Genomic DNA, 23,566 nt, shown 5'->3' on the forward strand with positions numbered 1-23,566 from the left:
TACGGCGTGTCGCCAACACCGACGCGGCGTGCGCGACGGGCGTCACATCCCGGCCGAGGTCACCGGCCATTTACCTGTTACCCACCGACACGATGCTCGTCCCGCACCCCATGGTCGACATCGGTGCGGGATGCTGGACAACGACATGAGCAACAACGAGGCCCACGCGACCGACGCCGCGTATCCGCCGACCACTCCGCGACCGGGCGGTGCCGTGGCCGCACCCCTGCCCGCCGGGCAACATCCGCGCGAACGCGCGCGGTGGCTGTCCTGGCTGCGCACGGCGTGGCAGCTGATCGTCCGGGTCTCACACAAGTGCTGGGACAACTCGATTTTCGCCAAGTCGGCGGCGGCGGCGTTCTGGCAGACGCTGTCGCTGGCCCCGCTGCTGCTCGGCCTGCTCGGCAGCCTCGGCTACGTGGGCGGGCTGTTCGGGCCCGACACCGTGCAGATCGTGGAAGCCAAGATCATCGCGTTCAGCCGGGACTTCTTCAGCCCGTCGGTGGTGTCGGATCTGATCGAACCCACCGTCGACGATGTGCTCGGCCGTGGCCGTGGCGCGGTGGTGTCCTTCGGTTTCGTGCTGTCGCTGTGGGCCGGGTCCTCGGCCATGGCGACCTTCGTCGACGCGATCGTCGAGGCACACGGTCAGCAGGACGCCCGTCACCCGGTGTGGCAGCGTATCTTCGCGTTGCTGCTGTACGTGCAGTTCCTGGTCGCGGCGGTGCTGCTGCTGCCGATGATCGCGCTCGGTCCCACCCGGATCGGGCGGGTCCTGCCCGATGCCTGGCGGGAGCCAGGGCTGCGGGTGATCGACACGTTCTACTACCCGATCGTCGGGTTGCTGCTCATCGTCGGGCTCACCACGCTCTACAAGCTCGCGCTGCACAAATCGCTGCCGTGGCACCGGTTATTCGCCGGGGCACTGGTGGCGGGGGTGTTCTTCATGGCCGCCAGCGACCTGCTGCGCCGCTACCTGTCCTGGATCACCGACACCGGGGTGAGTTACGGCGCGCTGGCCACCCCGATCGCCTTCCTGCTGTTCACCTATTTCCTCGGCTTCGCCGTGATCCTCGGCGCGGAGTTCAACGCGGCGGTGCAGGAGTTCTGGCCCGCGCGTGCCACCCGCATCGAACAGGTGAAGGAATGGATCACCAGTCAGGTACTGGGTGACGACGAAAGCGACAGCGAGCACGACGAAAGCGCCGACGCCTCGACGGAGGCGCCGGCGTCACCGACGGCGGAACCGGCTCAGTCGCCGCCCTTGCGCAAGCGCTCGTAGACCTTCTTGCAGTCCGGGCAGACCGGTGAGCCGGGCTTGGGCGAACGGGTCACCGGGAACACCTCACCGCACAGCGCGACGACCATGGTGCCCATCACGGCACTTTCGGCGATCCGGTCCTTCTTCACGTAGTGGAAGAACTTGGGGACGTCGTCACCGGTCGTCTCGTCGGTCGTGGTTTCCGGGCGTACCAGAGTGTCCGTACTCATGCCTTCCATGATGCCGCATCCGGGCGGTGGCTCGCTGACCAGCCGCGTGTGCGTCCGGCGACGGCAAGTGGGAGACTCGGGAGCATGCAGTCCAACGGCGAGTCCCCCGGCGCCGGCGATCCGACCCCGGAACCCGAAGTGCACCTGCCGGGCAAAGGTGCCTCGCGGGGGTTCTTCCGCGACTCCGGTGAGCATCCCGTGCTCATCACCGAGGCCGCGACCTCGCTCGACGAGCAGCATCGCGCCCGGGTACGCCGCTACATGATCATCATGGGTTTCCGGATCCCGTGCCTGATCCTGGCGGCCATCGCCTACAGCGTGTTCGAGAACCCGCTCATCTCGATCCTCATCATCGCCGCGTCGGTACCGCTGCCGTGGATCGCGGTGCTGGTCGCCAACGACCGACCGCCACGTACCAAGGACGAACCGAGCCGCTGGGACGGGCGCCGCGAGGAGATCGCCCTGGAGGCGCGCTCACGCAAAGCCCTCGAGTGATCGGCCGGGCCGCCTGATCAGGATCGACATCAGCGCCGCCGCGCCGCACAACCCGCCCGCCACGTACCAGGCCAGGTCGTAGGAACCGTTCAGGTCGCGGATGAAGCCCGCGCCGGTGGCCGCGATCGCCGCACCGACCTGGTGGGCGGCGAACACCCAGCCGAACGCGATCGGACCGTCGGCACCGAACAGTTCCCGGCACAGCAGCACCGTCGGCGGGACCGTCGCGATCCAGTCCAGGCCGTAGAAGATGATGAACACCCACATGCTCGGCTGGGTGTGTGGGCCGAGCAGCGACGGCAGGATCAGCAGCGACAGCCCGCGCAGCGAGTAGTAGCCGAGCAGCAGATAGCGCGGGTCCACCCGGTCCGACAGCCACCCCGAGGCGATGGTGCCCACTACATCGAAGACCCCGACCAGTGCCAGCAGCCCGGCCGCCGTGGTCGGTGGCATGCCGTGGTCGTGCGCGGCGGTGACGAAATGGGTACCGACCAGGCCGTTCGTCGATGCGCCGCAGACCGCGAAACCGCCTGCGAGCAACCAGAATCCGGGCCTACGGGCGGCTGCGGCGAGCACCCGCAGCGCGCGGCCCGCGCCCCCGGCGACCGGTCGCCGCACCCCGACGTCCGAGCCGGGTTCGGCACCGTAGGCGCGCACGCCCGCATCGCTCGGATAGTCGCGCACGAACAACCACACCAGCGGCGCCACCGCCAGGGCCACGGCCGCGACGATCATCGACGGCAGGCGCCAGCCGTGGTCGTGGGCGAGCATCGAGACCAGTGGCAGGAACACCAGTTGTCCCGTCGCGCCCGCCGCCGTCAGGATGCCCGTCACCAAGCCCCGGCTGCGGACGAACCAGCGGCCGGTGATGGTGGCGACGAACGGCATGGACATCGAGCCGACGCCGATACCGACCAGCAGACCCCAAGTCATCAGCAACTGCCAGGCCTGGGTCATGAACACCGTCAGCCCGGCGCCCGCGGCGATCAGCACCAGCGCCGCGCACACCACCCGGCGGATACCGAACCGGTCCATCAGCGCCGCGGCGAACGGCGAGATCAGGCCGTAGAGCAGCATGTTCAGGGAGACGGCGGCCGAGATCGTCGCGTGTGACCACCCGAACTCGTCGTGCAACGGTTCGATCAGGACGCTGGGAACCGAACGGAACGCCGCCGCGCCGAGGAGCGCGACGAAGCCGACGCCCGCGACGATCCAGGCCGGGTGCAGGACGCGGCGGGGTTCGTCGACGAGCCGGCCGACCACCGCTGGTTCGGGTTCGATCGGGACTTCACCGGCGGGCGGAGTGAGTGGGCGCAGGTCGGTCACCCTGGTGATCATGATGGATGTTGCCGTTTCGAACGAGTGGCCGGAGTGACACGTTTCGTCGATATCCGGCCAATTCGATCGGTCGGCCGGGTCGCGGCGACCGGGCGCAGCGTTTCGGTCGACAGCGCGGCCTGCACGGCATACCGTGCGAAAGGAGCCGCCGACGCCCGTGCCGCACGGTCTCCGCCGGTTTCGTGACGGTCGGGCCTTGCTTTACGTGGCGGTGTCTCGAACCTCCGATCTACCAGGGAGACACTATGATTCGTTGGACCTGGGCGTTCATCGACCGGCCCGCGGCCACTTACGACGAGTGCGTACGGTTCTGGGCGGAGGCGACCGGGTCGACGGTGTCGCCGCCGCGGGGAGCGCACGGCGAGTTCGTCACGTTGCGGCCGTCGACCGGGCCCGCGTGGCTGAAGATGCAGCGGGTGGGCGGCGCAGGCGGGATCCACCTCGACCTGGATGTCGACGACATCCCCGCCGCGGTAGCCGAGGCGACGGCACTCGGGGCCCAGGTCGTTCTGGTCGATCCCGACTACACAGTGATGGAATCACCTGCGGGACAGACCTTCTGTTTCACTCCTGCCGGCCCGTCCCCCGCTACCGATGCGATGGCACGGGTCACGGCGCCCGATGGGAACGTCGCGGCACTGGATCAGATCTGCCTCGACCTCGCGCCGACCGACCTCGACGCCGACACCTCGTTCTGGCACGCGCTCACCGGGTGGTCCCCCGAATCGACCCGACGCCCCGAGTTCACACGCCTGCGCGATCCCGGACAACCACTGCAGTTCCTGCTGCAACGCCTCGGCGAGCCTCGGCACCCCGGCGCCCACATCGATTTCGCGGCCACCGACATGTCCGCCGTCGCCACCTGGCACGAATCCCTCGGCGCCACCCGTCTCGTGGACGAGGAGTTCTGGATCGTCCTCGCCGATCCCAGTGGCAGCCCCTACTGCGTGACCTCCCGCAAGCCTTCCTGAGCTGGCCGAGGCACGGTTCGCCGAGGCTGGCAGAGTGGTCGGGTGCCTACGAACCCCACCACCACCGGTTCCCTGCTCACCGCACTGTGCCCGGATCTGCGCGCGGCGCTGACCCGGGTCGACTACACCGCCGACGGGCTGGTCGACGCGCTCGGTCCGGATGTGCATGCGGCGCTCGGTCGTTCGGAGCCGGTGCCGGTGCGTCGCGCCGCGCGCGACGCCGGTGAGCTCGGCACACTGATCCGGTTGCTGCTGCTCGGCGACGCACTGCCCGAAGCCGACGTGGCCGCGGCGCTGGCGCCGGTGCGCGTCGACGACGCCGTGGCCGCCGGGCTGCTCACCAGCGACGGCGACGAGGTGAGCGCCGCACTCGACCTGCGCCCGCTCGACGCCGGCCACGGGAACCGCTGGATCCTGTCCGATCTCGACGACTCGATGCGCAGGCGAACCCTCACCGAGGAGCACGTTCTCGGCGTCGGCCACGCCTCGCTCTCGCTGCTGCGGGCCACCCCGACCGAACCGGTTGGCACCGTGCTCGATCTGGGCACCGGCTGCGGTGTGCAGGCCGTGCACGCGGCCGCTTACGCGGACAAGATCACCGCCACCGATGTGAATCCGCGCGCGCTCTGGCTGGCACAGGCCACCGCCGCGCTCAACGAACTCGAGATCGAGCTGCTCGAAGGGTCGTGGTTCGAGCCGGTGGCGGGCAGGCGGTTCGATCAGATCGTCGCCAATCCGCCCTTCGTCGTGGGACCCGCACGCATCGAACACACCTACCGCGACTCCGGGCTCGCGCTCGACGGAGCGAGCGAGCTGGTGATCGGGCAGGCCGCCGGGCTGCTCGCACCCGGCGGTACGGCGGCCATGCTCGCCGCCTGGGTGCATGTCGAGGGGCAGGACTGGCGCCAGCGGGTGTCGTCGTGGTTGCCGGAACACGGCGTCGACGCCTGGGTGGTGCAGCGCGATGTCGCCGATCCCGGACTGTATGTGGGCACCTGGTTGCGTGACGCGGGCCTCGACCCGCGCGACCCGGAGGCGCAGGAACGCGCGGCACGCTGGCTCGATGCCTTCGAGGCCGCCGACGTGGCGGGCATCGGCTTCGGCTTCGTCTACCTGCGGGCCATCGACGGGCCGACCGAACTGCTGGCCGAGGACCTCACACACGGCTTCGACGACCCGCTCGGAGCCGAAGTGGGCGACTATTTCGCCCGTTCGGCCTGGTTACGAGCGGTGGCCGCGGACGAAAACCTCGCGTGGCGTTCACGTTTCGCGCCGAGCCCGGCCACTGCCCTGGAACGGGTGTACCTGCCGGGTGCGGACGGCTGGGCCGAGCAGGTGGCGCGCTTGCACCGCGGCGACGGTCCGCGCTGGCAGCACGAGGTCGACGAGACGACCGTCGCGCTCGTCGCGGGAATGCGGGCCGACGGTCTGCCGTTGTACGAACTGATCGAACTGCTCGCGCTCGCCGACGGAGCCGAGCAGGTGACCCCCGAGTTCGCGGCCGAGGCCCTCGGCGTGGTCGCCGGTCTCGTCCGCCACGGATTGATACGGCCGGTGTAGACCGGGCCGGACGGGGCACGCGTTCCACGACGGCGTCCTTCTCAGGAACTTCTCAGCCGTGCACGGATAAATCCGCAGCTCAGAGCGGTTTATTACGCACGGGATCGGGAACTTTCTCTAAGTCGGGTCCGTTGATCGGAGTGAGACACCACCGACAGGAGGCAAGTCATGACAAGCCCCGCCACTACTCGAGTGCGCCCCAGCGAGTCCGATATCGACGCCCAGAGCCCCGCCGCCGACCTGGTACGCGTGTACCTGAACGGGATCGGCCGCACGGCGCTGCTCACGGCGGCCGACGAGGTCGAGCTGGCCAAGCGTATCGAGGCGGGCCTGTATGCCCAGCACCTGCTCGAGACCGGCAAGCGGTTATCGGCGGCCCGCAAGCGTGACCTGGCCGTTCTGGTGCGTGAGGGGCAAGCCGCCCGCTCGCACCTGCTCGAGGCCAACCTGCGCCTGGTGGTTTCGCTGGCCAAGCGCTACACCGGCCGCGGCATGCCGTTGCTCGATCTCATCCAGGAGGGCAACCTCGGCCTCATCCGCGCGATGGAGAAGTTCGACTACGCCAAGGGCTTCAAGTTCTCCACCTACGCCACCTGGTGGATCCGCCAGGCCATCACCAGGGGTATGGCCGATCAGAGCCGCACCATCCGGCTGCCCGTGCACCTGGTCGAACAGGTGAACAAGCTCGCCAGGATCAAGCGCGAACTGCATCAGCAGCTCGGTCGCGAGGCCACCGATGCCGAACTGGCCAACGAGTCGGGCATCCCGGTGGAGAAGATCGCCGACCTGCTCGACCACAGCCGCGACCCGGTGAGCCTGGACATGCCCGTCGGTAACGACGAGGAAGCACCCCTCGGCGACTTCATCGAGGACTCCGAGGCCACCTCGGCCGAGAGTGCCGTGATCGCGGGCCTGCTCCACCACGACGTCCGCAGTGTTCTGGCCACCCTCGACGAACGCGAACAGCAGGTCATCCGCCTGCGCTTCGGCCTCGACGACGGGCAGCCCCGCACCCTCGACCAGATCGGCAAGCTGTTCGGCCTGTCGCGCGAGCGGGTGCGCCAGATTGAGCGCGAGGTCATGTCGAAGCTGCGCAAGGGTGAGCGCGCCGACCGTCTGCGTGCCTACGCGAGCTGATCCCCCTGTCGGCGCCGTGCCGATCCCGCTGTCGTCGTGTAGACGGTGACTTGCCGGCGCTGACCCAGACCTGACGGCCCTCAGGGGTCGTCTTCCGAAACGCCGACCGGTGTCCGTGACTCCATCCCCCTCCGGGGTCGCGAACCGGTCGGCGTTGTCCGTTCACCACCGCTCCGTCGGTGGCATGGACCGCCACTGAGCGGGCGCCAGGTGCGCCGACGTGGGCGTGTGGTCGTTCATGCCAGCCGACGGGGGCCGGTGTCGAAGCGGGTGGGTTGGGGGCCGATGCGGGCGCGGGCGTAGATGATCTCGGCCGAGCCGGGGGAAGCCAGGACGGGGTCGCAGGACAGTTCGCGCATCTGGGGGATGTCGTCGAAGAGGGCCGAAATGCGTTGGGCCAGTTCGATGAGTGCTGCCTTGTCGACACCCGGTCCGGCCGGGCCGGGCGAGAGCAGTGGTGCGGCGCGCGGTGCGTCGATCAGGGCGGCCGCCTCGTCGGCGGTCAGCGGTAGCGCGCGGTAGGCACGGTCGCCGAGCAGGTCCATGATCATGCCGGACAAGCCGAACTCGACGACCGAACCGAACGACGGGTCGTCGGTGACGCTCAGCACGCAGCCGACGCCCTTGGTGGCCATCTTCTGCACGTGCAGCAGGGGATCGCCGCAGATCGCGACGAGATCGGTGTACGCCTGACGGACCGCGTCGGGCCCCCACAGATCCAATCGCACCCCGATCAGATCGGGTCTGCGCCGCCACAGCTCACCGGTGGCCTTCGCGGCGACCGGGTAGCCAAGTTCCTCGGCTGCGGCCACCGCCTGCTCCGCGTCACGCACCGCCCGGAAGTCGACGATGTCGATGCCGTAGCACTCGAGCAACCGCACCGCCTCGTCATCGGTGAGCCACCGTCCCGACGACTCGGCCGACCACTGCTCCACCAGCGCGGTCGCCGCGGCGGTGTCGATGCCAGGAGGACGAACCACCGGCGAGACGGGCCGATCCCGCCAGCGCGCGTAGCGATCGACCCTGGCCAGCGCACGGGCGGCACGTTCCGGATCGGGATACGACGGGATGGATCCGCGTCCTGGCGCACCACCGGTCGACCGCACCGCGAGCAGATCGGGGATTCCGGATTCCGCCACAAAGGTGGTGAGCACCGGTTTGTCCCGGTCGGGTGCGGCGGCCGCAGCCGCACGCAACGCATCCGCGAACCCACCCATATGCACCGGCACCGGCGGCGCGACAACCACGATCACCGCATCGACGTCCTCGCTGCGCAGAGCCGCCAGCACAGCCTCCCGGAAGTCGGCAGGGGTCGCCTCCGGCCCCAGATCCACCGGCCCGTCAGCCGCCACACCTCCGACGTCGCTTTCCGGACCGCCCGGTCCGCGTTCGGTGGGCCGGGCTCCGGGGCCGCGGTCGACGGCTGTGGGCGGGCGGTGGATACGCAGGCCCTCGCTGGTGGCCGCGTCGATGGCCAGCCAGTTCAGGGCAGCGCTGTTGCCGACCACCGCTACCCGCGGTCCGCGCGGCAACGGCTGACACGCCAGCAGGGCGGCGCAGTCGAACAGTTCGGAGATGGAGTCCACCTGGATGATTCCGGCCTGGGCGAACAGGTCACGCACCACTGTGCGATCCATATCGGCGCCGGCGGCCAGTCTGCCGCTGCTCACGGCCACGATCGGTTTGCCGCGCGCCACCCGCCGCGCGAGCCGGGAGAACTTGCGCGGATTACCGAAACTCTCCAGGTAGAGCAGGATCACCTCGGTGTCGGCGGCGGTGTCCCAGTACTGCAGCAGGTCGTTGCCCGACACATCGGCCCGGTTGCCCGCCGACACGAACGTCGACACCCCGAGATTGCGGGTGGCTGCCTCGGCGAGAATGGCGGCGCCGAGCGGGCCGGACTGGCAGAAGAACCCGATCCGCCCACGCTGCGGCAGTACCGGGGCGAGGGTGGCATTGAGCCCTACGGCCGGGTCGGTGTTGGCGATGCCGAGCGCGCTCGGTCCGACCACTCGCATCCCGTGCCCCCGGGCGGCGGCCACCAGGTCCTGCTCAGCGGCCAGTCCCGCGGGCCCGGTCTCCCCGAACCCGGCGGTGAGCACGATCAAGCCTTTGACGCCCTTGGCCATGCAGTCGTCGAGCACCGATCCGATCGCGGCGGGCGGCACCGCGACGACGGCGAGGTCGACCTCGTCGGGAATCTCGCGAACGGTGGCGTAGGCGCGCACCCCGCGCACCGACCGGCGATGCGGATTCACCGGGAACACCGGGCCGGCGAAGCCCCCGGCGAGCAGATTGGCCAGCACGGCGCCACCGACCCGCGTGCTCTCCGGCGACGCGCCGATCACCGCAACCGAACCGGGGGCGAGCAGATTCCCGACACTGCGCGCCTCCGACGCCGCCTCCCGGGCGTCCCGCACGGTGCGCAAGGCCTCGGTGGGGTCGATCGCGAACTCCAGGTGCACCTCGGAGCCGTCGCGGCTGCGCTGCAATTGGTAGCCGGCGTCACGGAACACCGTGATCATGGCCTCGTTCTCGGCCAGCACCTCGGCGGTGAACGTCTCCACCTCGTTCTCGGCGGCGGCACCCGCGAGGTGCTCGAGCAGGATCGACCCGAGTCCGCGCCCCTGGTGTTCGTCGGCGACGACGAACGCCACCTCGGCCGCGCGCGGTCCCGGCCGGTCGAGCAGTTCGTAGCGGGCCACCGCGATGATCGCGGTACCGAGCACCGCGACCAAACCCACCCGGTCGTGATAGTCGACATGGGTGGTGCGGTACATGTCCTTCGGCGAGATTCTCGGATAGGGACCGAAATAGCGCAGGTAGCGGGTGCGGTCCGACAGCCGGGCGTGGAAATCCGCCAGCGCGTCGGCATCGGCGGGCACGATCGGACGGATCCGCACCACCCCGCCGTCGGCCGCCAGCACATCGCCGAACAACTGCGGCGGCGGCGCGGGCGGGTTCGCGGGGGTATCGGGGGTGTCGGGCAGCAGTGGTTCAGTCACGGGGATCCTCCGGGTCGAGACCGAGCAGCGAGAAACCGGCCCGTCGGGTGGCCGAGATGGCGGTGTCGACCGCGCGCTGGGCCCGGACCTCGTCGGCGTCACCGATCTCGGGGGTGCCACCCGGCCCGTCCCACGGGCGGTAGGTGGGGTCGCCACCGTCGCTCATCGTCGTCGGCGGGGTGATCCGCGGCGCCGCCGCGCGTACCTGCTCGCGCCAGCTCTCGGGAATCGGGGTGTCCGGCGCCAAGGGGCGATCCAGCGCGGCCGCGAGCAGGTGCGTCCACGCCCGTGGCACCACCCGCACCACCCCGTAGCCACCGCCACCGAGCGCGAGCCATCTGCCCTCGGCGTGGCGGTCGGCCAGCTCGCGCATGGCGAGGAAGGCCGCGCGCTGACCGTCGACAGTCAGTTCCAGATCGGCGAGCGGGTCCTCGCGGTGGGTGTCCACTCCGCACTGGCTGACGATGATCTGCGGCCGGAACGCGGCGATCGCACCGGGCACCACCGCGTGAAAACCGCGCAGCCACTGCGCGTCCCGGGTGCCGGGCAGCAACGGCAGGTTGATCGAGGTGCCCTCGGCGCTGCCGAGCCCGGTTTCCTCCGGCCACCCGGTATTGGGCCACAGCGTGGCCGGATGCTGGTGCAGCGACACCGTGAGGACGCGTGGATCGGCATAGAAGGCGCGCTGCACACCGTCGCCGTGATGGACATCGACATCGATGTAGGCGATCCGGTCGAATCCGTTGTCCAGCAACCAGGAGATCGCGATCGCGGCGTCGTTGTAGATGCAGAACCCCGCCGCCGAATCCGGCATGGCGTGGTGCATGCCCCCGCCGATGCTCACCGCGCGCCGGGTACGCCCGGCCGCGATCTCGCGCGCCGCGGCCAGTGTGCCGCCCACGATCACCGACGCGGCCTCGTGCATGTGCGGGAAGACCGGATTGTCGGCGGTTCCCAGGCCGTAGAGGGTGTCCTCCGGCGTGGCCGGTCCCGCACCGGCTCGGCGAACCGCCTGGATATAGGCGCTGCTGTGCACCCGCATCAACTCGCCCTGGGTAGCCTCGGCAGGGGCGAGTGGTTCGATACCGTCGAGCAGGCCGAGACTTTCGGCCAGCGACATGGTGAACCGCAGGCGCGCCGGTTTCATCGGATGCTCGGGGCTCCAGGTGTAGCCGAGGAATCGCTCGGTCCAGACGAGAGTTCCCGGCGCTCGGCTCGGTGGCACAGTGACCATGCTCGCCACGCTAGCCGGAAGCAGCGGGCCCCGTGAGACGTTGACATGCAGTAGAAATAGGGCCGCCGGTCCAGCGCACGGACCGGTGTTCGCCCGTGGGTAGAATCGTGCCGACGAAGGGGTTATCAGGTGAAAGATCTGGTCGACACCACGGAGATGTACCTCCGTACCATCTACGACCTCGAGGAAGAGGGCGTGGTGCCCTTGCGGGCACGAATCGCCGAGCGGCTCGAGCAGAGTGGTCCGACGGTGAGCCAGACTGTCGCGCGGATGGAACGCGACGGCCTGCTGCTCGTCGCGGGTGACCGCCATCTCGAGCTGACCGACAAGGGTCGCTCGATGGCGGTCGCGGTGATGCGTAAGCACCGGCTCGCCGAGCGGTTGCTGGTCGACATCATCGGGCTGGACTGGCAGAACGTGCACGCCGAGGCGTGTCGCTGGGAGCACGTGATGAGCGAGGAGGTGGAGCGGCGCCTGATCGAGGTGCTCAACCATCCGACCACCTCGCCCTACGGCAACCCCATCCCCGGCCTCGACGAACTCGGCCTCGCCGATCCGCCGCCGGTGGAGGAGAAGCTCATCCGCCTCTCGGACCTGCCCAACGGTGCGCTGCACGCGGTGGTCGTGCGCAGGCTGGCCGAGCACATCCAGACCGACCCCGAGGTCATCGGCCGGTTGCGGGAGGCCGGTGTCGTTCCCGACGCGCGCGTCACCGTGGAGACCAAGCCGGGTGCGGTGCTGATCACGGTGCCCGGGCACCACGGTTTCGAATTGTCCGAGGAGATGGCGCACGCCGTCCAGGTGAGGCTGGTCTGATTCGTGAAACTTCTGGTCACCGGCGGCGCCGGCTATGTGGGCGGCGTGTGCGCCGCGGTGTTGCTCGAGCAGGGCAACGAGGTGGTCGTGGTCGACGACCTGTCGACCGGTAACGCCGACGGTGTCCCGGCGGGGGCGCGATTCGTCGAAGGCGATATCGCCGAGGCCGCCCCGGCGCTGCTGCGCGCCGAATCCTTCGACGGTGTCCTGCATTTCGCCGCCCAGTCGCTGGTCGGCGAGTCGGTGGAGCAGCCGGCCAAGTACTGGCACGGCAACGTGGCCAAGACGCTGACCCTGCTCGACGCGATGCGCGAGACCGGCACCGGGCGTCTGGTGTTCTCCTCGACGGCGGCGGTCTACGGCGAGCCCGAACAGGTGCCGATCACCGAGGACTCGCCCACCCGCCCGACCAACCCCTACGGCGCGAGCAAACTGGCGATCGACCACGCCATCACCTCGTACGCGGTGGCCTACGGGCTGGCCGCGACGAGCCTGCGCTACTTCAATGTGGCGGGCGCCTACGCCGGGCTCGGCGAAAACCGTGTGGTGGAAACTCATTTGATCCCCCTCGTGCTGCAAGTGGCGCTCGGTCACCGCAAGGTGATCTCGGTGTACGGCACCGACTGGCCCACCCCCGACGGCACCTGTGTTCGCGACTACATCCACATCCGTGATCTGGCCCAGGCGCATCTGCTCGCCCTGTCGTCCTCGCAGCCGGGCAGTCACCGCGTCCTCAACCTCGGCTCCGGCACCGGTTTCTCGGTGCGCGAGGTGATCTCGGCGTGCGAGCGGGTGACCGGTCTGCCCATCGAAGCCATCGACGCCCCCCGGCGCGCGGGCGACCCGGCCGTCCTGATCGCCTCGAGCGAGAAGGCGATCGCCGAGCTGGGCTGGACGCCCGAGCACAACGACATCGACGAGATCGTCACCGACGCCTGGGAATTTCTGCGTTCGCTCGGCGACAAGGCACACAGCGCCCGCTGACCCGGCCGACCGGTGCGGCCCGCTCACGGCCGCACCGGCCCCAGGTCGACCCCGAGATCGGCGGCGATCTGGCGCCCGCACTCGGCCAGCGTGCGCAACCGTTCGGGCCGAAGACCCGACTGCAGCGAGGTTTCCAGCAGCACCGCCATCGGATGGTCGCCGTCGGCATCCACGGCGGCGGCCAGTGCGATGCCCGCGAACGGCCCGTCGCCGCGCACGTAGGCACTGAAGCCGAGCAGTGCGGCGGCCTCGGCGCGGTCGCCCGCCGGGGTGGCCCTGGCCAGCTGTGCCCACAACCCTTCCGCCGCTTCGGCGTGATCGGTGACGGCCAGCCCGTAGAGCGCGTCCCGCACCGCCCGATCGCGCAAAGTGGCGGCCAGCCTGGCGAATTCGCGATCGGCGCGTGGCGGTCCGGAGGCGGCGTCGGCGATCTGCCACAGCACCCACTCCAGCGCGCGACGCTGAAACACCGCGCCCTCCCCCACCCGTTGGGCCGTCGCGAGCCCGCCGCGGTAGCGGGCGACGGCCGGCCCGAGCTTGCGTCGAACCCGCGCGCACAACTGTTCGTCGGGTTCGACGAGCGCGGTGAGTTCGCCGCGGGAGCGTCGTATCTGCCTGCCGTCGAGCACATGTGACAGCGAGACCATCGAGGAGTCCGGGTCGGCGACCAGCCCGCCGCCGGTTCCGAGCAGACTGCGGTATCGCGCGCCCGCGGCGACGGCACGCACCGCCCAGGCCCCACGCACCTCGATCCCCTGCGCACCGATCGCGGCGAGCAGCGCGTGGCCGCGCGCCGCGGTGGCCGGGAAGGATCGCCGGCGGTCGTCGATGAAGACGGCGAATACCCCGCTGGCCTGTTCGCGCAGGCAGATCGACCCGAGACAGCCGAGGAAATGCTCGTAGTGGTCGGGATCGGTGACGGCGTCGAGGTCGAAACGCACCACCGCGTCGATCGCGGCGGCGGCCGTGGGGTGTGGGTGAAGGACGGCGACGACGAGGGAGCGTTCGGGTACGAAACCGAGCATCGCCGGGAGCGCGGCGATGAGATCGCCGGGCTCGTCGACGCGGACAGCGGGGGTAGGCAGATCCCGGTAACCGGGCCCTGTCTCGGCACAGGTGAGCGCCCGGCGAAAGGGACCGCTGCGATTGGCCCGGCGGGTCGGGTTGGTCGAAGATGTCATGGCTCGAGCGTCCTCGCCCACCGTCCCGGCACCGATGGCGCGAACTGGGCTTATCGCCGCCCTGTGCACAGCGGCGAACCTGTGCACAACCACCGCGGGCACGGGTCCGGGCGCACCGGAAATGTCGGTGCCGCGTGGTACCGGCCGATCAGCGCGTGCGGACGGAGCGCACGGCCGTGGTGAACAGCTCGTCGACGGCGGCTTCGTCCGGTTCGCCCGCGCCGAAGGTCATCGAGGTCACGGTGATCCGGATGTCGCCGACGCGCCCGACCGAGGTGTACATGGTCTGCGTCAGCCCGGCCCCACCGACATCCGGAATCACGCTGCGCCGCAAGGTCATCGCCTCGTCGGCACCGGCCGGTACGTGCGCGGAGACCTCCGTGGTGACGGTCGACCCCGCTCCCGCCCGGCGCACCCGGATCTGTTCGCAGGCCCGCAACCGGTCACGCACCCGCGCGAGCAGTTCGGTGGTCCGCGACAGTTCGACGGTGAGACTGGCCCGGCTGACCTCGTCGGTCCCCACCGCCACGGCGGGCGGCTCGGCACCGGGCTCGGGCTCCGGCGGTGTGCATTCGACCGGGCTCACGGTCGCACCCATCCCGACACCGTCCAGATCCTCCGCCGCGGCCGAGGCGGCCTGGGGCGTGAGCACGACAGCCGGATAGGCGGCGGGGAACTCGTGCGGGGCGGGCAGCAGATCGGTGGGAGCGGCCTCGACATGGTGCATCGAGGTGACGCTCTCGGCGACCGGGATGCCGCTCACCGCGTCGGCGCACCCGGTCAGCGCCCCCGCCATCAGCACGGCACAGGCCGTGACTCGCCGACGACCAGCCGTCGTCGGAACGGCCCTGCTGAGCGAGGTGCGCGCCACGTTCACACTCTTCACTGTGCCCCACCGGACCGAGCGGTCGCCGCGCGCCACGCCGGAGGGAATGCCGGGGCGCGTGCGGCTGTTGGAAGCAGGACGAGCCGTCCTCCGGCCGTGTGCGTCGGTCGTGCTCGCATGGGGGACAATGGACGAGCCTCCCCCGCCGCGAGCGTTGGTGGACCGCGCAGGAAGGAGAAACGCGATGGATGACCAGTCGCATATGTACGAACTGGAGTTTCCGGCACCGCAGTTGTCCGCGGACGACGGCGCCGGTCCAGTGCTGGTGCACGGGCTGGAAGGTTTCACCGACGCCGGCCACGCGGTGCGCCTGGCCACGACGCACCTGCGCGAGAGCCTGGAATCGGAACTGGTCGCGTCGTTCGACGTGGACGAGCTGCTCGACTACCGGTCGCGCCGTCCCCTGATGACGTTCAAGACCGATCATTTCGCCGATTACGCCGAGCCCGAGCTGAACCTGTGGGCGTTGCGCGACACGGCGGGCACCCCGTTCCTGCTGCTGGCCGGTCTCGAGCCGGATCTGCGCTGGGAGAAGTTCACCACCGCCGTGCGGCTGCTGGCCGAACAGCTCGGCGTGCGCCGCACGATCGGCCTGTCGGCGATCCCGATGGCGATCCCGCACACCCGCCCGCTCGGTGTCACCGCGCATTCCTCGGACCGGTCACTGCTCGGTGAGCATCAGCGCTGGCCGGGTGAGCTGCAGGTGCCCGGCAGCGCCTCGTCGCTGCTGGAGTTCCGGATGGCCCAGCACGGCCACGAGTCGCTCGGGTTCTCCGTGCACGTGCCGCACTACCTCGCCCAGACCGACTACCCCGAGGCCGCCCAGACCCTGCTCGAGAGCGTCGCCGACAACACCGGTCTCGCGCTGCCGCTTGCCGCACTCGGCGAGGCGGCCGCGCGGGTGCGGGAACAGGTCGCCGAGCACATCGCGGGCAACGAGGAGGTCGAGACGGTCGTCGCGGCGCTGGAACGCCAGTACGACAGCTTCGTCACCGCTCAGGAACGCCAGTCCAGCCTGCTGGCCGGCGACGGCGAACTGCCGAGCGGCGAGGAGCTCGGCGCCGAGTTCGAGCGTTTCCTGGCCGAGCAGGGCGGCTACGACGACACCGGACGGGACTGACGCACGGTCGCACCGCACCCGACCACTAGGGTGGTCGGAGTGGATCTGACCGACCTGCTCGACATTCCCGGTACCGACGCCGACGCGCTCTACGAGTCGTTCGCGCTGTGGGCCGCCGAGCAGGGCACCACCCTGTATCCGGCGCAAGACGAGGCGCTGATGGAGCTGGCGTCGGGGTCCAATGTCATCCTGGCGACCCCGACCGGCTCCGGTAAGTCCCTGGTCGCGGTCGGCGCGCACCTGTTCGCCATGGCCAACGGCCGGCGCAGCTACTACACCGCACCCATCAAGGCGTTGGTGAGCGAGAAGTTCTTCGCGCTGTGCGAGGTGTTCGGCGCCGAGAACGTCGGCATGGTCACCGGTGACGCGGCCGTGAACGCCGACGCGCCGATCATCTGCGCCACCGCCGAGATCCTGGCGAATCTGGCGCTGCGCGAGGGCGCCGCCGCCGACGTGGGTCAGGTGGTGATGGACGAGTTCCATTTCTACGCCGACCCGGACCGTGGCTGGGCCTGGCAGGTGCCGATCATCGAACTGCCCCGCGCCCAATTCCTCTTGATGTCGGCGACGCTGGGTGAGGTGGATTTCTTCGCCACCGACCTCGAACAGCGCACCGGCAGGCCGACGGCCGTGGTGGCGGGCACCGAACGTCCGGTGCCGTTGACGTTCTCCTACGTGCGCACCCCCATCACCGAAACCCTCGAGGAACTGGTCACCACCCACCAGGCCCCGGTGTACGTCGTCCACTTCACCCAGGCCGCGGCCCTGGAACGCGCGCAGGCACTGACCAGTGTGAACTTCGCCTCCCGCGCGGAGAAGGACGCCATCGCCGCCGCGATCGGCGACTTCCGGTTCGCCTCCGGTTTCGGCAAGACCCTCTCGCGGCTGATCCGCCACGGTATCGGTGTGCACCATGCGGGCATGCTGCCCAAATACCGCAGGCTGGTGGAGAAGCTGGCCCAGGAGGGCTTGCTGAAGGTGGTGTGCGGCACCGACACCCTCGGCGTCGGGATCAACGTGCCGATCCGCACCGTGCTGCTGACCGGACTCACCAAATACGACGGTGTGCGCACCCGCAGGCTCAAGGCACGCGAGTTCCATCAGATCGCCGGACGCGCCGGACGCGCCGGATTCGACACCATGGGCACCGTCGTCGTGCAGGCGCCCGAGCACGAGGTGGAGAACGCGCGCCTGATCGCCAAGGCGGGCGACGACCCGAAGAAGCAGCGAAAGGTGCAGCGTCGCAAGCCCCCCGAGGGGTTCGTGTCGTGGAGCGAGGAGACCTTCGACCGGTTGGTCGCCGCGCAACCCGAACCGATGGTGTCGCGTTTCGCGGTCACCAACTCGATGCTGCTCAATGTCATCGCCCGGCCGGGTAACTGCTTCTACGCTATGCGGCACCTGCTCGAGGACAATCACGAACCGCGCCCGGCCCAGCGCAAACACATCCTGCGCGCCATCCGCCTCTACCGTTCGCTGCGCGATGCCGGTGTGGTGCAACAACTCTCCGAGCCCGACGCCAAGGGCCGGATGGCGCGGCTCACCGTCGACCTGCAACGCGATTTCGCGCTCGATCAGCCACTGTCGCCGTTCGCGCTCGCCGCGTTCGAGCTCCTCGACCGCGAAAGCCCCACCTACACACTCGATGTCGTGTCCCTGATCGAGGCGACGCTCGAGGATCCGCGGCAGCTGCTGATGGCCCAGCAGCACAAGGCGCGCGGTGCCGCCGTGGCCGAGATGAAGGCCGACGGTATCGAATACGAGGAGCGCATGGAGCTGCTCGAGGAAGTGACCTGGCCCAAGCCGCTCGCCGAGCTGATCGAGCCCGCGTTCGAGACCTACCGGACCGGGCACCCGTGGGTGTCGGAGTTCGCGCCGTCACCGAAGTCGGTGGTGCGCGACATGATCGAGCGCGCGATGACCTTCGCCGAACTCATCTCCTTCTACGAGCTCACCCGTTCCGAAGGTGTGGTGCTGCGCTACCTGGCCGACGCCTACCGTGCGCTGCGCCGCACCGTGCCCGACGCCGCGCGCACCGAGGAGCTCGACGACCTCACCGAGTGGCTCGGCGAACTGATCCGCCAGGTCGATTCGAGCCTGCTCGACGAATGGGAACAGCTCACCAACCCCGGCGCCGAGATCGACACCGACCAGGTCGCCTTCGGCGCCGACCAGGTGCGCCCCATCTCGGCCAACGAACGAGCCTTCCGGATCATGGTGCGCAACGCCATGTTCCGCCGGGTGGAGCTGGTCTCGCGGCAGCGGTGGTACGAACTGGATCAGCTCGGGACCGGACCCGACTGGGCCGAGGAGTTCGCACCCTATTTCGAGGAGTACGAGACCATCGGCACGGGCCCGGACGCGCGCGGCCCGCAGCTGTTCCGGGTGGAGCAGCGACCCGGCTTCTGGCACGTACGCCAGGTGATCGACGACCCCGCGGGCGACCACGGCTGGGCGCTGACGGCCATCGTGGACCTCGAGGAATCCGATGCCGCCGGAGAGGTCGTGTTCGACGAGGTCACGGTTGCGGCCGGTTGAGTCATACCCGATCGATATGACGTATATGACGAATGTTTGACGGATTCGTTGTTGGGTAGTGGCCGCTGATAGTCTCTCCCGGCCGCCGACCGAAAGTTCAACTATGCCCGAATCCCCGTACCTTGTCATCTACCCCGAGCGGGTACGTGCCAACTACCGAACCCTCGCCGCCGCCGTCTCGGCGCAGCGCGAGCAGGGCACCCGGATCAGGTACGCGGTGAAAGCGGCTCCCGTCGACGAGGTGCTCATCCTGCTCGCCGCCGAGGGCGCCGAGTTCGACGTCGCCAGTGTCGGTGAGATCGATCAGTGCGTGGGCCTCGGTATCGCGGCGGACAAGCTCTGCTACGGCAATCCGATCAAGAAGGCCGCCCACATCGCCTACGCCCACGCCGCCGGTGTGCGCCGGTTCGCCTTCGACACCGAGGACGATCTCGCGCGCATCGCCGAGCACGCGCCCGGCGCGGAAGTGGAGTGCCGGTTCCTGTCCTCGGCACCGGAGTCGCGCACCCCGTTCGGCACCAAGTTCGGGTGCGCACCCGGCGAGGCCCTGCGGTTGCTCGTACGGGCGCGCGATCTCGGCCTGCGCGTCGGCGGCCCGTACTTCCATGTGGGCTCCCAGCAGCTCGATCCGGCCGCCTGGCGGATCGGTATCGAGCAGGCCGGTGAGATCGTGAAGGCCTTGGCGGACAAGGACATTCACGTCGCCGCGGTGAACATCGGCGGCGGCCTGCCCATCTCCTACGCCGAGTCCGCGCCCGAGCCGGGCGCGATCGCGGCCGCCGCGGCCCGTGCCGCGGCCGAATTCCTGCCCGCGTCGGTCGAGCTGATCGTGGAACCGGGGCGTGCCCTGGTCGGCAACGCGGGCACCATCCACGCCGAGGTCGTCGGCGTGCGTTTCGCGCCGGACGGGCGGCGCTGGGTGTATCTCGACATCGGCCGATACAACGGTATGGCCGAGACGGAGAACGAGTACATCGCCTACCGTTTCGTCACCGATCGCGACGGCGATCCGGTGGGCGAGGCGGTGGTCGCGGGTCCGACCTGCGACGGCGACGATGTACTGTATCAACGCACGAAGGTCCTTCTGCCGACCACGTTGCGAGCCGGTGATCAGATCCAGATTCTCGACACCGGCGCCTATACCGCGAGTTATTCGTCGGTGTCCTTCAATGGTTTTCCGCCCTTGACCGTTCATGTCTCGGGCGCTGAGCGAGAGTGAGTTTGCCCATGACGGCGGAATTCACCGGCTGGCATGTGCTGGCCGAGTTCGGTGGTGTCGACACAGACCTGTGTGACGATCTCGAACGACTCGAATCGGCGTTGCGTGAGTCTCTGATCGCGGCGGGCGTCACCATCTGCGATGTCGTTCACAAAAAGTTCGAACCGCAGGGGGTGACCGTCCTCGCGCTGTTGTCGGAGTCCCACGCCTCGATTCACACCTATCCGGAGTCCGGCGAGATCTTCGTCGACGTCTTCACCTGCGGCAGCATCGGTGCGGGCGCGACGAAGGCCGTGGAACTTCTCCGAGACAAATTGTCTCCCACCGAAGTTCGGATGAAGGTCGTCCAGCGCGGCCACGGCGCCGAGAAGATCTACGAACCGGTGGGCGACGGCCTGACCCGGATCTGGGATCTGCACGAGGTGATCGTCGACACCAACACCCCCTACCAGCACATGGTGATCGCGCGGACCGACCAGGGCATCTCCCTGTTCTCCGACGACGACCGCCAGTCCACCGAGTTCTCCCAGGTCACCTACCACGAGGCCATGATGGTCCCGGCGTTCGTGCTGGCCGAGAAGCTGGACCGGGTGCTCATCATCGGCTCCGGTGAGGGTGTGGCCTCGCAGATGTCGGTGGCGGCCGGGGCGACCCACGTCGACCACGTCGATATCGACCAGCGCGAGGTCGAGCTGTGCGCCCGGCACCTGCCCTACGGGTACACCCCCGAGGAGCTGGCCGCCGCGGTGCGTGGCGAGGGCCCGGTGCACGTGCACTACGCCGACGGCTGGGACTTCCTGGCCAAGGCGCAGGAGGCGGGCACCCGTTACGACGTGATCGTGATCGATCTGCCCGACGAGCGCGTCGAGGACGCCCAGCACAACCGCCTCTACGAGTCGGAGTTCCTGTCCCGATGTAAGGCACTGCTCGCGCCCGGCGGTGTGCTGTCGGCCCAGGCCGGCTGCGCGACGATGTGGCGCAACGAGACCCTCAAGCGGTCGTGGGGGCGGTTCCACGAACAGTTCGCCACCGTGGTGCCCTACGGCAGCGACGAGCACGAATGGACCTTCCTGTTCGGCCTGAACGAGAAGATCGATGACCCGGTGCGCGGCATGACCGATCGCCTGGCCCTGCTCCCCTACAAGGCCGAGACCATCGACGCCCGCGCCCTCGAGCGCGGTGCGATCGAGCCGTACGCCCTGCGTCGCTGAGCACCCACCGAAGGCGGTGACCTGGATGTCCGGGTCACCGCCTTCGCCGTTTCCGGCGAAAGCAGACCCGTGCGGGGCGCGAACTGGGCATCATGCGAGGCGAGCCGCTTCGACCAGAATCGAGTCAGCACATGACGCCACCCAGGTCGGCGAACATCTTGATGCCGCCGCCGCGCCCCTCGCACCACCGCCCTCGCCTGGACCGTCTCTCGGCCGAGGGGCCCGCCGGATGGCGTCGGCTCTTCACCGAGGCACCCGCCGTGACGCCCGAGGATTTCGCTCGCCTCGAGGGAGACCTGGTGATGCGGACCTTTCCCGCCGGAGGTGCCGTCCTGAGCCGTGTGATGGCCCGCCCCACGTATTTCTGGACCGGCAAGTCGTTCCGCCATACCGACGAACGAACTGCCTTCGGCCACAACTTCTTCCGTTCACTGGGTGGTCTGCGAACCTTGAACTTCGTTGCCACGCTCGGTGATTCGGTGATCGACGGAATCACGACAGTCCGCTTGGACTACAGCGACCCCCGCGTGGGCACACCCCGCCCCGCACGCCACATCTACGACGAACTCCGCGCGATCGAACCTGACCTCTGGCTGGGCCCGAGCTTGTTGCGCACCCGCTCGAAACAGGTGTCGATGGGCTGGTTCGCGCTCGACGGATCAATACCGTTCGAAGACGCCGCTTGACACAGCGAGGCGCCGGGCATGAGAGTTTCCCACGCCCGGCGCCACACTTCAGTTTCGCCGCGCCCGATACTCCGCGACGTTCACCCCACCGACACCCCAATCCGTCAGCGCCACTTCATCGATCACCACATAGGTGCTGTCGGGTGACTTACCGAGCACCTCGAACAGCAGCTCGGTGACCCCCTTGATCAGCTGCCCCTTCTGCTCCGGGGTGACCCCTTCGTCGGTGACCTTGATATTCACATACGGCATGGTTGGTTCCCTTTCTACGCCGCTCTACCCGAGATGAACCCGCCGTCGACGGGGAGGATGTGGCCGGTGACGAACTCGGCGTCGGCCAGGTACAGGACCGCCGCGGTGGTGTCGGCGACCACGCCGATCCGACCGAGCAGGGCCGCGTCGGCGGCGGCGCGCTCATCGCCGTCCCCGAACAGTGGGGTGCGGATGATGCCGGGGGCGACCGCGTTCACGCGGATCCCGGCAGGCGCGAGTTCGGCGGCCAAGCTGGTGGTGAGAGCATGGACGCCGCCCTTGCTGACCAGTGCGGCCGAAGCAGGCAGCCCCGTCATCGCGTGATCGATGAGCACGGTGCCGATATTGACGATACTGCCGCCGTCACCCTGGTCCAGCAGCTGACGCACCACAGCCTGGGTGGTGAAGTAGGTGCCTTTGAGGTTACCGCCGAGGTAGCGGTCGAGTTCTTCCTCGGTGACGTCGACGAACGGGGTGGCGCCGAAGACTCCGGCGCTGTTGACGAGCGCGTCGACCCGGCCGAACCGGTCGAGGGCGGCCCGCACGTACGCCGAACCCGTTGCGGGCGAACCGATATCGCCCACTACGGTGGCCACCCGTTCGGGTGCGGCCAGTTCCGCGGCGACAGCGGCGAGCTTGTCGGCGTCGCGCCCGCCCAGGATCACGGCGTCGCCGCGGGCGACGAGGGCCCGGGCGACGTCACGTCCGATACCACTGGACGCTCCGGTCACGACGACCGTTTTCGAAGTCGGCATTATCAGTCCCTTCTTTAGCAATACGACCGGTCGTCTTCTAATCAGCAACCGGAAAGACATCCCGTCGACCAGTCGGTTTATGGTCGGAAGTAGTCGTCGAGCAGGCGCCGCAGACACTTGTCCAGCGGCTCCACAGTGCGGTCGATCTTCATCCGGATGACCGCGCCCTCCCATGACTCGAGCAGCAGATCGGCGAGTTCGACGGCGTCGATATCGGCGCGCACCGTCCCCTCCGCCTGCGCGGTTCGTAGCGCGTCGGCCACGCCGTCGCGCCAGGAAGCCCAGGCCGTCGACAGGGCGGTGCGCAGGATTTCGCTGCCTTCGAGTTCGCCACCCAGATTCGCGATCAGGCAACCGCCGGTGAAATCGCGGGCGACGAAATCCTCGGTCAATACGGCGAAGAAGCGGCGCAGACCGGTGAGTGCGTCGGGAGCACCGGCGAAGGAGGCGGCCAGGTTGCGCTGCACGCACAGCGAATGATGCTCGATGACCGCGTGCGCGAAGCTCTCCTTGCTGTCGAAGTAGTTGTAGAAGGACCCCTTCGGCACACCGACCTTGTCGAGCACCTGCTTGATGCCGGTGCCGTGATAGCCGTTGGTCAGCAGTCCGGCAGCACCCTCCTCGATGAGGAGGGCTCGCGTGTCGTCACTGCGCCTGGGTCGTGCCATGCGACGAATATACGACCGG

The 23,566-nt window shown here is 69.1% G+C and carries 21 protein-coding genes; 12 read left to right on the forward strand and 9 right to left on the reverse strand.

Translation table 11 applies throughout. The annotated features are described in order from the left end of the window. Positions 1–145 precede the first annotated feature (145 nt). Entirely contained in the window at positions 146–1,282 is a 1,137-nt protein-coding gene (locus AB0I35_RS06270; RefSeq protein WP_357394686.1) for a YihY/virulence factor BrkB family protein, read from the forward strand. Here the strand turns inward: AB0I35_RS06270 and AB0I35_RS06275 are convergent. After that, positions 1,252–1,491 carry a DUF3039 domain-containing protein gene (locus tag AB0I35_RS06275; protein WP_067493022.1) on the reverse strand — a complete coding sequence of 80 codons (240 nt, stop codon included), beginning with the start codon at positions 1,489–1,491 and terminating at the stop codon, positions 1,252–1,254. The genes AB0I35_RS06270 and AB0I35_RS06275 overlap by 31 nt on opposite strands. Before the next feature lie 84 nt (positions 1,492–1,575). On the opposite strand from AB0I35_RS06275, the gene AB0I35_RS06280 reads away from it, so the two are divergent. Next, positions 1,576–1,986, forward strand: coding sequence for a DUF3099 domain-containing protein (locus AB0I35_RS06280; RefSeq protein WP_356984023.1), 411 nt, complete (start codon positions 1,576–1,578; stop codon positions 1,984–1,986). Here AB0I35_RS06280 and AB0I35_RS06285 read toward each other — a convergent pair. Beyond that, positions 1,966–3,324: an MFS transporter gene (locus AB0I35_RS06285; RefSeq protein WP_357394687.1), complete on the reverse strand. Its 1,359-nt coding sequence runs from the start codon at positions 3,322–3,324 to the stop codon at positions 1,966–1,968. The two genes, AB0I35_RS06280 and AB0I35_RS06285, sit on opposite strands and share 21 nt — an antisense overlap. A gap of 245 nt (positions 3,325–3,569) precedes the next feature. Here AB0I35_RS06285 and AB0I35_RS06290 point away from each other — a divergent pair, with 245 nt between their 5' ends. The 3 genes from AB0I35_RS06290 (at position 3,570) to AB0I35_RS06300 (ending at position 6,992) form a co-directional block, all read left to right on the forward strand. Continuing rightward, positions 3,570–4,295 carry a VOC family protein gene (locus tag AB0I35_RS06290; RefSeq protein WP_357394688.1) on the forward strand — a complete coding sequence of 242 codons (726 nt, stop codon included), beginning with the start codon at positions 3,570–3,572 and terminating at the stop codon, positions 4,293–4,295. Positions 4,296–4,337: 42 nt separating this feature from the next. Continuing rightward, entirely contained in the window at positions 4,338–5,855 is a 1,518-nt protein-coding gene (locus AB0I35_RS06295) for a methyltransferase (protein ID WP_357394689.1), read from the forward strand. A gap of 168 nt (positions 5,856–6,023) precedes the next feature. Further along, positions 6,024–6,992 (forward strand): sigma-70 family RNA polymerase sigma factor, encoded by a 969-nt coding sequence (locus tag AB0I35_RS06300; protein ID WP_067492821.1) that lies wholly within the window; start codon positions 6,024–6,026, stop codon positions 6,990–6,992. 236 nt (positions 6,993–7,228) lie between these two features. On the opposite strand, the gene AB0I35_RS06305 is transcribed toward AB0I35_RS06300, so the two are convergent. After that, entirely contained in the window at positions 7,229–9,982 is a 2,754-nt protein-coding gene (locus tag AB0I35_RS06305; RefSeq protein WP_357395014.1) for a GNAT family N-acetyltransferase, read from the reverse strand. A 7-nt stretch (positions 9,983–9,989) separates the two neighbouring features. Next, positions 9,990–11,231: an acetoin utilization protein AcuC gene (locus tag AB0I35_RS06310; protein WP_357394690.1), complete on the reverse strand. Its 1,242-nt coding sequence runs from the start codon at positions 11,229–11,231 to the stop codon at positions 9,990–9,992. Between the two features lie 129 nt (positions 11,232–11,360). Between AB0I35_RS06310 and AB0I35_RS06315 the strand changes: the two genes are divergently transcribed. Together AB0I35_RS06315 and galE are read left to right on the forward strand one after the other, a co-directional pair. After that, the gene (locus AB0I35_RS06315; RefSeq protein ID WP_067636271.1) at positions 11,361–12,047 is read left to right on the forward strand and encodes a metal-dependent transcriptional regulator; all 687 of its coding nucleotides are present in this window, start codon (positions 11,361–11,363) and stop codon (positions 12,045–12,047) included. 3 nt (positions 12,048–12,050) lie between these two features. After that, the gene (gene galE, locus AB0I35_RS06320) at positions 12,051–13,031 is read left to right on the forward strand and encodes a UDP-glucose 4-epimerase GalE (protein ID WP_357394691.1); all 981 of its coding nucleotides are present in this window, start codon (positions 12,051–12,053) and stop codon (positions 13,029–13,031) included. A 23-nt stretch (positions 13,032–13,054) separates the two neighbouring features. Here galE and AB0I35_RS06325 read toward each other — a convergent pair whose 3' ends face one another. Both AB0I35_RS06325 and AB0I35_RS06330 read right to left on the reverse strand, forming a co-directional pair. Continuing rightward, positions 13,055–14,212 carry a DUF4192 domain-containing protein gene (locus tag AB0I35_RS06325; protein WP_357394693.1) on the reverse strand — a complete coding sequence of 386 codons (1,158 nt, stop codon included), beginning with the start codon at positions 14,210–14,212 and terminating at the stop codon, positions 13,055–13,057. A 148-nt stretch (positions 14,213–14,360) separates the two neighbouring features. Next, a complete protein-coding gene (locus AB0I35_RS06330) occupies positions 14,361–15,089 on the reverse strand; it encodes a sensor domain-containing protein (protein ID WP_357394694.1) in 729 nt (242 codons plus the stop codon). Positions 15,090–15,282: 193 nt separating this feature from the next. On the opposite strand from AB0I35_RS06330, the gene AB0I35_RS06335 reads away from it, so the two are divergent. The 5 genes from AB0I35_RS06335 to AB0I35_RS06355 all read left to right on the forward strand — a co-directional run bounded on the left by AB0I35_RS06335 (position 15,283) and on the right by AB0I35_RS06355 (position 21,872). After that, the gene (locus AB0I35_RS06335) at positions 15,283–16,218 is read left to right on the forward strand and encodes a PAC2 family protein (protein ID WP_357394695.1); all 936 of its coding nucleotides are present in this window, start codon (positions 15,283–15,285) and stop codon (positions 16,216–16,218) included. A 39-nt stretch (positions 16,219–16,257) separates the two neighbouring features. Further along, positions 16,258–18,756, forward strand: a complete 2,499-nt coding sequence (locus AB0I35_RS06340; protein WP_357394696.1) for a DUF3516 domain-containing protein — start codon at positions 16,258–16,260, stop codon at positions 18,754–18,756. Between the two features lie 103 nt (positions 18,757–18,859). Then, the gene (locus tag AB0I35_RS06345) at positions 18,860–19,975 is read left to right on the forward strand and encodes a type III PLP-dependent enzyme (RefSeq protein WP_357394698.1); all 1,116 of its coding nucleotides are present in this window, start codon (positions 18,860–18,862) and stop codon (positions 19,973–19,975) included. Positions 19,976–19,983: 8 nt separating this feature from the next. After that, on the forward strand, positions 19,984–21,186 hold the full coding sequence (gene speD / locus AB0I35_RS06350) for an adenosylmethionine decarboxylase (RefSeq protein ID WP_357394699.1): 1,203 nt from the start codon (positions 19,984–19,986) through the stop codon (positions 21,184–21,186). Positions 21,187–21,317: 131 nt separating this feature from the next. Then, on the forward strand, positions 21,318–21,872 hold the full coding sequence (locus tag AB0I35_RS06355) for a hypothetical protein (protein ID WP_357394701.1): 555 nt from the start codon (positions 21,318–21,320) through the stop codon (positions 21,870–21,872). Positions 21,873–21,920: 48 nt separating this feature from the next. Here AB0I35_RS06355 and AB0I35_RS06360 read toward each other — a convergent pair whose 3' ends face one another. The 3 genes from AB0I35_RS06360 to AB0I35_RS06370 all read right to left on the reverse strand — a co-directional run bounded on the left by AB0I35_RS06360 (position 21,921) and on the right by AB0I35_RS06370 (position 23,547). After that, positions 21,921–22,124 (reverse strand): 4-oxalocrotonate tautomerase family protein, encoded by a 204-nt coding sequence (locus AB0I35_RS06360; protein WP_357394702.1) that lies wholly within the window; start codon positions 22,122–22,124, stop codon positions 21,921–21,923. Positions 22,125–22,138: 14 nt separating this feature from the next. Then, positions 22,139–22,879, reverse strand: coding sequence for an SDR family oxidoreductase (locus AB0I35_RS06365; RefSeq protein ID WP_357394703.1), 741 nt, complete (start codon positions 22,877–22,879; stop codon positions 22,139–22,141). Positions 22,880–22,956: 77 nt separating this feature from the next. Beyond that, complete coding sequence (locus tag AB0I35_RS06370) at positions 22,957–23,547, reverse strand: TetR family transcriptional regulator C-terminal domain-containing protein (protein ID WP_357394705.1); 591 nt, start codon at positions 23,545–23,547, stop codon at positions 22,957–22,959. Positions 23,548–23,566 lie beyond the last annotated feature (19 nt).

The organism is Nocardia sp. NPDC050378 (assembly GCF_040655675.1).
Classification (GTDB): Bacteria; Actinomycetota; Actinomycetes; order Mycobacteriales; family Mycobacteriaceae; genus Nocardia; species Nocardia coubleae.